At 62.6% G+C, this 9,944-nt stretch carries 8 protein-coding genes; 7 read left to right on the top strand and 1 reads right to left on the bottom strand.

What is annotated here, in order from left to right:
- The first annotated feature begins 543 nt into the window (after positions 1 to 543).
- From FSO04_RS10995 to FSO04_RS10965, 7 genes are all read left to right on the top strand, one after another.
- Positions 544 to 1,062, top strand: coding sequence for a (2Fe-2S)-binding protein (locus FSO04_RS10995; protein ID WP_154559703.1), 519 nt, complete (start codon positions 544 to 546; stop codon positions 1,060 to 1,062).
- 10 nt (positions 1,063 to 1,072) lie between these two features.
- Positions 1,073 to 3,451 (top strand): xanthine dehydrogenase family protein molybdopterin-binding subunit, encoded by a 2,379-nt coding sequence (locus FSO04_RS10990; protein ID WP_154559702.1) that lies wholly within the window; start codon positions 1,073 to 1,075, stop codon positions 3,449 to 3,451.
- 22 nt (positions 3,452 to 3,473) lie between these two features.
- The gene (locus FSO04_RS10985; protein WP_154559701.1) at positions 3,474 to 4,271 is read left to right on the top strand and encodes an FAD binding domain-containing protein; all 798 of its coding nucleotides are present in this window, start codon (positions 3,474 to 3,476) and stop codon (positions 4,269 to 4,271) included.
- Positions 4,272 to 4,441: 170 nt separating this feature from the next.
- Positions 4,442 to 5,329 (top strand): AAA family ATPase, encoded by an 888-nt coding sequence (locus FSO04_RS10980; protein WP_154559700.1) that lies wholly within the window; start codon positions 4,442 to 4,444, stop codon positions 5,327 to 5,329.
- A gap of 5 nt (positions 5,330 to 5,334) precedes the next feature.
- On the top strand, positions 5,335 to 6,597 hold the full coding sequence (locus FSO04_RS10975; RefSeq protein WP_154559712.1) for a vWA domain-containing protein: 1,263 nt from the start codon (positions 5,335 to 5,337) through the stop codon (positions 6,595 to 6,597).
- The gene (locus FSO04_RS10970) at positions 6,588 to 7,184 is read left to right on the top strand and encodes an SRPBCC family protein (RefSeq protein ID WP_154559699.1); all 597 of its coding nucleotides are present in this window, start codon (positions 6,588 to 6,590) and stop codon (positions 7,182 to 7,184) included. The genes FSO04_RS10975 and FSO04_RS10970 overlap by 10 nt, the downstream gene beginning before the upstream one ends.
- Positions 7,157 to 8,182, top strand: coding sequence for an XdhC family protein (locus tag FSO04_RS10965; protein ID WP_154559698.1), 1,026 nt, complete (start codon positions 7,157 to 7,159; stop codon positions 8,180 to 8,182). Before FSO04_RS10970 ends, FSO04_RS10965 begins: the two co-directional genes overlap by 28 nt.
- An 845-nt stretch (positions 8,183 to 9,027) precedes the next feature.
- Here the strand turns inward: FSO04_RS10965 and FSO04_RS10960 are convergent.
- Positions 9,028 to 9,768, bottom strand: a complete 741-nt coding sequence (locus tag FSO04_RS10960; RefSeq protein ID WP_168435639.1) for a PepSY-associated TM helix domain-containing protein — start codon at positions 9,766 to 9,768, stop codon at positions 9,028 to 9,030.
- Positions 9,769 to 9,944 lie beyond the last annotated feature (176 nt).

Genomic DNA, 9,944 nt, shown 5'->3' with positions numbered 1-9,944 from the left:
GAAGTACTCTTCGGCGCGCGCAGCGCCGCCGGAAGTATGACGCCCTTGTCACTGGCGTATGCAGGTGCACGAACCCAGATTCCAGATGCACCACTATCCGTTGCAAACCACGGTGCCCACTTAGCAGGAGCGGTTTGAGCTGCTTTCTCTTGCCTACTTCTCTTTGCAGCCGGCAAAGAGAAGTAGGTGCCGCCCCGCACAGGGGCAACGCTAATAGACCACTAACAATTCAAGGAAAGGCCAACGCCCTAAGAACACTGACAACAAGCGCCGCGCAGGCCCCCCCCCACCGAAGGCAAAAAAACTAAAACCGGCGCCGCCAGGCAATCCCCGCCCGACCGGGCAAAAAACAAACCATACCCCGCCGAGCAGGCACACAACCCAATAGCGCCGCCAGGCAATTTGTGCTTTACTTTTCGGCAGACCCATAAAAAAGAACCGCAAAAACAGCAAACCCGCAGCACCCTAATCGGACCCCACGAGCAGGCAGCTGAAGGCAGGAAAAAACAAAGGTCCGGTTTCACCCCATAAGGAGACAACTTCATGGCGATCAGCATCAGTCTGACGGTGAACGGCGCGCCCATCAGCGCCTCAATCGACCCCAACACCCTGCTTGTCCAGTTCCTGCGCGATCAACTTCGCCTCACAGGAACGCACGTCGGCTGCGACACAGCCCAGTGCGGCGCATGCACGGTCCACCTGAACGGCCGCGCAATCAAATCCTGCAACATCCTCGCGGTCCAGGCCGAAGGCGCAAACATCACCACCATCGAAGGACTCGCCAAAGACGGCGCCCTGCACCCGATGCAAGCCGCCTTCAAACACTGCCACGGCCTGCAGTGCGGTTTCTGTACGCCCGGCATGGTGATGAGCGCGGTCTCGCTCGTCGAGCGCCAACCCAATCTCACCGGCGACGACGTGCGCGCCCAGCTCGACGGCAATCTCTGCCGCTGTACGGGCTATCACAACATCGTCAAAGCAGTGCTCGAAGGCGCCGAAGGCATGAAGTCCGCCGGCACGGTCAACACCAATGCCGCGGCCACTGCGCCAGCCACCGCCTGAGGAGCCGACGATGAACGCACCCGACACCCACCTCATCGGTACTTCCGTCGAACGTAAGGAAGACTATCGTTTCCTCACCGGCAACGGTCAGTACACCGACGACATCGTCCTGCCGCAGCAAACCTATGCGGTATTCCTGCGCTCGCCGCACGCACACGCAAAAATCAACAGCATCGACACCACCGCCGCCAAACAGTCGCCCGGCGTCGTCGCGATCTTCACCGGCGCGGACATGGCCGCGGACAACGTCGGCGGACTACCGTGCGGCTGGCTGATTCACAGCACCGACGGCAAGCCGATGAACGAGCCGCCACATCCGATCATCGCGCACACGAAAGCACGCCACGTCGGCGATCAGGTCGCGCTCGTCATCGCCGATTCGATCAAGGCCGCGAAAGACGCCGCCGAACTGATCGAGGTCGATTACGACGTGCTGCCGGCCGTAGTCGATACCGCGCACGCGTCCGATCCGGGCCAGGCCGCGGTTCATGACGAAGTGCCGGACAACGTCTGCTACAACTGGGGCCACGGCGACAAAGCCGCGACCGACGCCGCCTTCGCGAAAGCCGCGCACGTCACCACGCTCGACATCGTCAACAACCGCCTGATCCCGAATGCGATCGAACCGCGCGCGGTCAACGCAAGCTACTCGGTGCAGGACGACAGCTACACGCTCTACGTCGCGAATCAGAATCCGCACGTGGAACGCCTGTTGATGGCCGCATTCGTGCTGTCGCTGCCGGAATCGAAACTGCGCGTCATCGCGCCGGATGTCGGCGGCGGCTTCGGGTCGAAGATTTTCCTGTACGCCGAAGATGTCGCGCTGACGTGGGCATCGAAGAAAATTCGCCGTCCGATCAAATGGACGGCCGAGCGCTCGGAAGCCTTCGTATCCGACGCGCACGGCCGCGATCACGTGACCAAAGCCGAACTGGCGATGGACGCCGACGGCAAGTTCCTCGCAATGCGCATCCACACGATCGCCAACATGGGCGCGTATCTGTCGACCTTCGCGTCGAGTGTGCCGACCATCCTGTACGCGACACTGCTCGCCGGCCAGTATGCGACGCCCGCCATCTACGCCGAAGTGAAAGCGGTCTTCACCAACACCGTCCCGGTCGACGCCTACCGCGGCGCCGGCCGTCCGGAAGCGACGTACGTGGTCGAGCGTCTGGTCGAAACCGCCGCACGTGAGATGAAGCTCGATCCGGCCGAAATCCGCCGTCGCAACTTCATCCGCGAGTTTCCGTACGCGACGCCGGTCGGCCTCACCTACGATACCGGCGACTACGACACCACGCTAAACCGTGCACTCGAACTCGCGGACGTGAAAGGCTTCGCCGCGCGCAAACAGGAATCCGAAAAGAACGGCAAGCTGCGCGGCCTCGGCTACTCGTGCTACATCGAAGCCTGCGGTCTGGCGCCGTCGAATATCGCCGGGGCATTGGGCGCACGCGCCGGGCTCTTCGAAGTCGGCCAGATTCGCGTGCATCCGACAGGTTCGGTCACCGTGTTCACCGGCTCCCACAGCCACGGCCAGGGGCATGAGACAACCTTTGCGCAAGTAGTCGCGGACCGGCTCGGTATTGCGCTGGAAAGCGTGGAGATCGTGCACGGCGACACGGGCCGCATTCCGTTCGGCATGGGCACGTACGGTTCGCGCTCGATCGCGGTCGGCGGCTCGGCGATCATGAAAGCGCTCGACAAGATCGAAGCCAAGGCGAAGAAAATCGCCGCGCATCTGCTGGAAGCCGCGGCAGAAGACATCGAGTTCAAGGACGGCGTGTTTCGCGTCGCAGGCACCGACCGCACCAAAGCATTCGCCGAGATATCGCTCGCCGCCTACGTGCCGCACAACTATCCGCTCAACGTGCTCGAACCGGGTCTTGAGGAAAGCGCGTTCTACGATCCGAGCAACTTCACATATCCTGCCGGCTCCTACATCTGCGAGATCGAGGTCGATCCGGAGACGGGCGTCTGCCGCATCCAGCAGTTCACCGCGGTCGACGATTTCGGCAACGTGATCAATCCGATGATTGTCGAAGGCCAGGTGCATGGCGGGCTCGCTCAGGGTATCGGGCAGGCGATGCTGGAGCGCTGCGTGTACGACAAGGAGAGTGGCCAACTGTTGTCCGGCTCCTATATGGACTACGCGATGCCGCATGCGTCCGATCTGCCGAACTTCACCGTCGAAACCGCGAAGGGCACGCCGTGCACGCACAATCCGCTCGGCGTGAAAGGCTGCGGCGAGGCGGGTGCGATCGGTTCGCCACCGGCGGTCATCAACGCAATCCTCGACGCACTCGCGCCGCTCGGCGTGACCGACCTGCAAATGCCGGCGACGCCGCATCGCGTATGGTCCGCGATTCATGCAGCCAAACCCCACTAAGATCCTGAGCGGAGCATTCGACATGTATTCATTCGAGTATCAACGCGCGACGGATCCCAAAGCGGCCGCCGCAGCCATCGCCGCCGACAGTGACGCAAAGTTCATCGCCGGCGGACAAAGCCTGTTGCCCACCATGCGTCTGCGGCTCGCGCAGCCGTCGCAACTGATCGACGTGACGCGAATTCCCGCGCTCAAATCGATCACCGTCGATGCCGGCAAGGTGACGATTGGTGCCGCCGTATGCCATGCGGACGTCGCCGATCACGGCGAGCTTCGGCGCGTGCTGCCGGCGCTCGCGGACCTCGCCGGGCACATTGGCGATCGCCAGGTGCGCGCGCTCGGCACCATCGGCGGTTCGCTCGCGAACAACGATCCGGCCGCCTGCTATCCGGCTGCCGCGATGGCCTTGGACGCGACCATCGTCACCGATCGGCGACGGATTTCGTCGAGCGATTTCTTCGTCGGCATGTATGAGACCGCGTTAGCACCCGACGAGTTGATCGTGGCCGTCGAGTTTCCAGTGCCCGAACGCGCGGCCTACGTGAAATTCGAGAATCCGGCGTCGCACTTTGCACTGGTCGGCGTGTTCGTCGCGAAGTTCGCAAACGGTGTACGCGTTGCGGTGACAGGAGCGGCGTCTTCGGTATTTCGCGTGCCGGACCTGGAAAGCGCGTTATCGGCAAATTTCACGCCCGAGGCCGCACGCGCGGTAACCGTATCCGACGCCGACCTGAACACCGACATGCACGCGAGCGCGGAGTATCGCGCGCATCTGATTCCGGTGCTGGCCGCGCGAGCGGTGACGAAGGCAAACGGTTAGCGATCCTTGCAGTTTGCGGCTGACGTGCCTCGGCGGAGCGCGTCAGCCGTGTTCGATCACGCACGCGGTGTGGCGCGACGCTCGCGCTCATCCGCTCGGTTCCGCCGACGGTATGAGTAACACGGGCGAGCGCGCCGTTTTGCTCTTCACCATGCAGAGTCAGGAGCACCATGCAGCCTGCTTCAATCGACGACACTCTTGCGCAACTCGCCGCCCAAAACTACTTCGCCAGCCGCGAACTCGCGACCGCGTTGTATCTCGCCCTGCGCATGGAGCGGCCGTTGTTCGTCGAAGGCGAGCCGGGCGTCGGCAAGACCGAACTCGCCAAAGCCGCGGCTGGGATGCTCGGCACCTCGATGCTGCGGCTGCAATGCTACGAAGGACTCGACACCGCCAGCGCGCTCTACGAATGGGACTACCCGCGCCAGATCATGGCGCTGCGTCTGGCCGAAGCTGCCGGCGAGCGGCCTGGCAACGACACGCTGTATCGCAGCGAATTCCTGTTGAAGCGTCCGCTGCTGCAGGCGCTGATGCCCGACGAAAATCATCCGGGCGCGCGGCGCGTGCTGCTTATCGACGAGATCGACCGCGCCGACGAACCGTTCGAAGCGTTTCTGCTGGAACTGCTGTCCGACTTCCAGGTATCGATTCCCGAATATGGCACGGTGCGCGCAGAGCAGCCGCCGCTCGTCGTGATGACGTCGAACCGCACGCGCGAAGTGCACGACGCGTTGAAACGCCGTTGCCTGTATCAATGGATCGGCTATCCCGAGCGCGATCGTGAACTGGAGATCGTCGCCGCGCGCGCGCCGCAGACGTCGGTTGAATTGCAACGGCGTGCGGTCGATTTCGTGCATCGACTGCGCGGCATGGATCTGTTCAAGGCGCCTGGTATCGCTGAAACGATCGACTGGTGCCGCGCTTTGGAAGCGTTGTCGGTAACGGAACTCGATCCGGAATCGGTGCAGAACACCCTGGGTGTGCTGCTCAAGTATCAGGACGATCTGGCGCGCATCGACGCCGCGCAGATCGCGCAATGCCTCGCGACTCCGGGATGACGGTGATGACCGCCTCCGCCGATACTTCGAGCGCGTCGGCCGCACCGATCGATACGCCCACGCTCGCCCACAACGTCGTCCACTTTGTGCGTGTGCTGCGCGGCGCGGGCTTGCCGATGTCGCCGGCGCAAGCGGTCGACGCACTCGCCGCGTTGCACTGGATCGACCTCGGCCGGCGCGACGATGTGCGCGCCGCGCTCGCCACGCTCCTCGTCTCCGCGCCAGACGAACGCGACCTCTTCAACGCCGCCTTCGATCTGTTCTGGCGCGACCCGGATTGGGAAGGCAAGCTGCGCGCGCTGCTGCTGCCGAAAGTCCGCGATGGGTTGCCGCCACCCAAACGCAACAACCGTCTCGCCGACGCGCTTGCCGTGCGCACGCCACCCTCGCCGCACAGCAAGGCGCCACAGGAAACCGAACAACACGAACTACGCGCGCACGTCACGTTCAGTGCTGAAGAGCGGCTACGTCATCGCGATTTCGAAACGCTTTCCGCTGACGAATGGCGGACTTTGCGGCATCTGATCCGCGGCCAGCGTCTGCCGCTTGCCACCGAGCCGACGCGCCGCCTGAAGGCCGCGTCGCACGGCACGCATGCCGATTTGCGCGCGAGCGCACGGCAAGCGGTACGCGCCGGTGGCGACTGGACGGTGTGGAAGTATCGCGCGGTAGTGGAACGCAAACCGCCGCTCGTGTTGCTGCTGGATATCTCCGGCTCGATGAGCAGCTATTCGCGCGCCGTCCTGTACTTCTGCCACGCGCTTCTGCAATCGCGTGAGCGCCTGCAGGTGTTTCTTTTCGGCACCCGCCTGACCAACGCGACGCGCGCGCTGCGCGAGCGCGATCCCGACGTGGCGATCGCGACGCTCACCGATCAGGTGGTCGACTGGTCGGGTGGCACGCGGATCGGCGCGGCGCTTGCCGAATTCAACCGGCGCTGGGCACGTCGCGTGCTGACCGGCAGAGCCACGGTGCTGCTCGTCACCGACGGCCTGGATCACGAAGCGATCGACGTGCTCGACACCGAAATGGCCCGCCTGCGCCGCTTCGCACACCGTATCGTGTGGCTCAACCCGCTGCTGCGTTTCAGCGGTTTTTCACCGAAAGCGCGCGGCGTGCAGGCGATCCTGCCGTACGTCGACGCACATCGCCCGGTTCACAATCTGGACAGTCTGACGGCGTTCGGCCGCGACCTCGCGCAACTCACGCGCGCGCCTCGTTTGAGCGTCTGCGCCACGACAACTGCAGGAGCAACGCCATGGAATTAAATGAGACCCATATGCTGCCCGTTTCCCAGCAGCGCGCGTGGGATGCGCTAAACGATACCGAAATCCTGCGCGCGTGCATTCCCGGCTGCGAAAGCATCGACCCGGATGGCGAAAACGCGTATGCGGTGGTGTTGAGCGCTTCGGTCGGTCCGGTGAAGGCGCGCTTCAAAGGGCGTATGCTGCTGACCGACATCGAGGCGCCGAACAGCTACACCATCGTTTTCGAAGGTCAGGGTGGTGCGGCGGGCTTCGGCAAGGGCAATACGCGCGTCACGCTCGAACCCGAGGGCGACGCCGCGACGAAGCTCACATACACGGCGACTGCACAGGTCGGCGGCAAGCTCGCCCAGATCGGTTCGCGGCTGGTCGACGGCGCTGCGCGTAAACTCGCGGGCGAATTTTTCAAGCGCTTCGGCGCGCAGGTCGGCGGCGACGCTGACGGCGCGACGGCCCCGGATGACGGCGTCACTGCAGTAACTGAAGCAGCGGCGCAAAATACGGAATCGGATGAGGCTGCGGACACTGAGTCCGGCGGCGACGGAACCAAAAGGAAGAAATCATGGAGAGCGTGGATCTCGAAGTTCTGAAGTCCAGTGCACGTTGGCTGGAAGAGGGACATCGCGCGCTGCTGGTGACGGTAGTGAAGACGTGGGGCTCGTCGCCGCGTCCCGAGGGCGCGATGCTCGCGGTGCGTGACGATGGCCTCGTGGTGGGTTCGGTATCGGGCGGCTGCATCGAAGACGACCTGATCGACCGCGTGCGGCAAAGGGGTATTGAGCAGACACGCCCGGAGGCGGTGAAGTACGGCATTACCGCGGAAGAAGCGCATCGCTTCGGCCTGCCTTGCGGCGGCACGATCCAACTGGTGCTGGAGCCTTTGACGCCGCAAAGCGGCATTGCCGATCTGTGCCATGCGGTAGAGGACGGCCGTCTGGTGGCGCGTGAAGTCGACATGGTGACGGGCGCAGTGCGGCTGGATGCGGCGCTGGCAACCGACGGCGTGCATTTCGACGGCGAGCGTCTGCTGACGATTCACGGTCCGCGTTACCGGATGCTGGTGATCGGTGCGGGGCAGTTGTCGCGCTATCTGTGCAACATCGCGGTTGGGCTCGACTATCAGGTCACCGTATGCGATCCGCGCGAGGAGTACACCGAGGAGTGGAGCATTCCCGGCACGAAGATCGTGCGGACGATGCCGGACGATACGGTGATCGACATGAAGCTCGACGAGCGGTGTGCGGTGATTGCACTGACGCATGATCCTAAGCTGGATGATCTTGCGTTGATGGAGGCGTTGAAGACGCCGGCTTTTTATGTGGGTGCTTTGGGGTCGAGAAGGAACAATCAGGCGCGGCGCGAGCGGTTGAAGGAGTTCGATCTGAACGATGCCGAGTTGGCCCGGCTGCATGGGCCGGTTGGGATTTATATTGGCAGCCGGACGCCGCCTGAGATTGCTGTTTCTATTCTTGCTGAGGTTACTGCGGCTAAGAATGGGGTTTCGTTGCCGACTTTATTGCAGGTTGAGGGCGCTAAGGCAGCGCGGGAGATTGCGGCTTCTGGTGGGGCGGCTGCTTGTAGTGTTTAGTTTTTTGCCTGCGCGGCGCTTTTTGGCCGTGTTCTTAGGGCTTTGGCCTTTCCTTGATTTGTTAGTGGTCTATTAGCGTTGCCCCTGTGCGGGGCGGCACCTACTTCTCTTTGCCGGCTGCAAAGAGAAGTAGGCAAGAGAAAGCAGCTCAAACCGCTACTGCTAAGTGGGCACCGTGGCTCGCACAGGGTAGTGGTGCATCTGGAATCCGTGTTCTCGCACATTCCGCGTGAGTGACAAAGGACTCATCAGCTCCCACTCCGCACTACGTGCGTCGCGGACGGGTCTGCATGGGAAACCACCGGCTTCGGTTGAGCGCGGTCTGAGCCATCGGCTTCGCCTCGGCGACGCGCTCCTGCACGTCGCCGGGAACCCCGCCTCAATGATATGTCGCGTACCGCAATCACCGTCCTGGTCACGATCACAGTCGCGGCTGCGATGGGCGGTTGCAGTTGCCGCTCCAATCGCAATCGCGGTGGTGGCGGCGGTGCAATGATGAGCCACGGTCGGTGGCGAGGCGTGAGCGTCACAACGTAGGGGGTGGTTTGAAGAAGTACTCGTCGGCGCGCGCAGCGCCGCCGGAAGTATGACGCCCTTGTCACTGGCGTATGCAGGTGCACGAACACAGATTCCAGATGCACCACTACCCGTTGCAAACTACGGGACCCACTTAGTAGTAGCGGTTTGAGCTGCTTTCTCTTGCCTACTTCTCTTTGCAGCCGGCAAAGAGAAGTAGGTGCCGCCCCGCACAGGGGCAACGCTAATAGACCACTAACAATTCAAGGAAAGGCCAAAGCCCCAAGAACACGGACAAAAGCGCCGCGCAGGCAAAGAAAAAACCCAACTCACATTAACCCACAAACCACAGCGGCAACCACCGAGCCGCCAATCAGCACGACACCCACCACGCGCCGCTTATTCAACTCAGTCCACAGCAAGACACCGGTCAGAGAAAGCAAAATCATCCCCCCCGCAATCGTATCGATCAACAAAACCCACCCAACACTCAACCCCACACCACGATGCAAATTATTCATCGTAGTAAGAAACGAATTCTGCGTGCGTTTCACCGCCACAAACCCATTCCCAACCCAATACTCAGCCTGCACATTCTGAGCAGGCCCAAAAATCCCGACTTGCCAGAACTCCGGCTGCATCGCGCTGCGATCCCCCCATGCCACCGGATGCGCCGGCTCGCGTTTCACCCGCCCCGGCTTGCCGTCGATCTTTAACTCGCCCTTGAGCCACTTCGCCATCTCCATCGGCGAACCCAGTTTCTTCTGCGGTACGGGAAGCTGCATCTCTTCGACCTGCGGCTCACCGGACGACACCTTCAACGGTCCACCCCGATGATTCAGCAAAAACCCCGTCGCGCCAAACATCAACCCCAACACCGCGCCCCACAGGCCGACCCAGCCGTGCACCTTGCGCAACCACTTGATGAAATTCGCCCGCCGCGAACGCTGGCGCCGCGCCGCCTGCTCGGCGTCGTCCATCAGAGGATGGCCGCGCTCCGGCCTATGTGCCGTGTATTGCGTGCCGCCACCAGCAGCAGGTTTCATATCGATTGAATCAGGCGCGTTCACATCCATGCTCCAGGCGCAGCAAGTTAAACCCTCGCCGACGGGCGGCGACGAAGCGCTCGCTCTCACCAGCGGTAAAGGAAAGTTCGAGAAGAAAAGCCGGACAGACCCGGCTTGCGGTCCAGGCCGTCCGGCTGAGAGGCTGGCTGGCAGTCACAGAGGAGGAGAAATGTGACAGA

Source organism: Paraburkholderia madseniana (assembly GCF_009690905.1).
In the GTDB taxonomy this organism is placed as follows: domain Bacteria; phylum Pseudomonadota; class Gammaproteobacteria; order Burkholderiales; family Burkholderiaceae; genus Paraburkholderia; species Paraburkholderia madseniana.
The sequence above is the reverse complement of the archived record's forward strand: the minus strand, read 5'-3'. Positions and strand labels throughout refer to the sequence as shown.

Bases quoted from the DNA above. Each gene is read 5' to 3' on its own strand.
- FSO04_RS10970 (WP_154559699.1), top strand. From the start codon at position 6,588: ATGGAATTAAATGAGACCCATATGCTGCCCGTTTCCCAGCAGCGCGCG.
- FSO04_RS10975 (WP_154559712.1), top strand. From the start codon at position 5,335: ATGACCGCCTCCGCCGATACTTCGAGCGCGTCGGCCGCACCGATCGAT.
- FSO04_RS10990 (WP_154559702.1), top strand. From the start codon at position 1,073: ATGAACGCACCCGACACCCACCTCATCGGTACTTCCGTCGAACGTAAG.
- FSO04_RS10980 (WP_154559700.1), top strand. From the start codon at position 4,442: ATGCAGCCTGCTTCAATCGACGACACTCTTGCGCAACTCGCCGCCCAA.
- FSO04_RS10995 (WP_154559703.1), top strand. From the start codon at position 544: ATGGCGATCAGCATCAGTCTGACGGTGAACGGCGCGCCCATCAGCGCC.
- FSO04_RS10985 (WP_154559701.1), top strand. From the start codon at position 3,474: ATGTATTCATTCGAGTATCAACGCGCGACGGATCCCAAAGCGGCCGCC.
- FSO04_RS10965 (WP_154559698.1), top strand. From the start codon at position 7,157: ATGGAGAGCGTGGATCTCGAAGTTCTGAAGTCCAGTGCACGTTGGCTG.